Origin of the sequence: Micromonospora sp. LOL_025, from assembly GCF_048060285.1 — a bacterium.
Lineage (GTDB): Bacteria > Actinomycetota > Actinomycetes > Mycobacteriales > Micromonosporaceae > Micromonospora.
Genome location: NZ_JBHMIR010000109.1, coordinates 1 through 770, shown reverse-complemented (window position 1 = coordinate 770; position 770 = coordinate 1). Strand labels below are relative to the sequence as shown.

The following is a 770-nucleotide window of genomic DNA, read 5'->3' as shown; positions in this document are numbered from 1 at the left end:
CCCGCCGACTCGACGGCCTCCCACGACGTCTCCAGCAGCAGCCGCTGCTGCGGGTCCATCGCGAGGGCCTCACGAGGCGAGATGCCGAAGAACTCGGCGTCGAACTCACCGGCGTCGTAGACGAAGCCGCCCCTGCGGACGAAGGACGTGTCGGACAGGCCGCTGCTGAGGAAGCTGTCCCAGCCCCGGTCGAGGGGGAACTCGGAGATGCCGTCGCGCCCCGTGGAGAGCAGTTGCCACAGCTCCTCCGGGGATGCGACGCCACCCGGAAGGCGGCAGCCCATTCCGACGATCACGATCGGGTCGTCGTCCACGGCGGCCACCCTGCGGTCGGCCGGCGCGTCAGCCGAGGCGCCGAGCACGGTCTCCCGGATGAAGGCGACCAGGGCGGCCGGCGTCGGGTGGTCGAAGACGAGGGTGGAGGGCAGCGTAAGGCCCGTCTCGGCGGTCAACCGGTTGCGCAGCTCGACGGCGGTGAGCGAGTCGAAGCCGAGACGCTGGAACGGCCGGTCCGGCCGCACCGCCTCCACGGTGGCGTGGCCGAGCACCGTGGCAACCTGGGAGCGTACGAGGTCCAGGAGGGACGCCTCGACCTCCGGCGGCGTCAGGGCCGCCAGCCGCTCGCGCAGCGCGGAGGCCTGGTCGGTGGGGCCGGTTTCGGCCCGGGCCGCCGCCTCGATCGCCGCCTGCGCTTCGGGGATGTCGGTGAACAGGCGGGACGGACGCAACGCCGTGAACGACGGCACGAACCGATCCCACCGCACATCCGC

The 770-nt window shown here is 72.7% G+C and carries 1 protein-coding gene; it reads right to left on the bottom strand.

Annotated elements, in window-relative coordinates; genetic code table 11:
• Positions 1-746, bottom strand: a 746-nt coding sequence (locus ACFHW0_RS31695) for a beta-ketoacyl synthase N-terminal-like domain-containing protein (RefSeq protein ID WP_416613302.1), incomplete at its 3' end; no start/stop codon positions are given.
• Between the last annotated feature and the right edge of the window lie 24 nt (positions 747-770).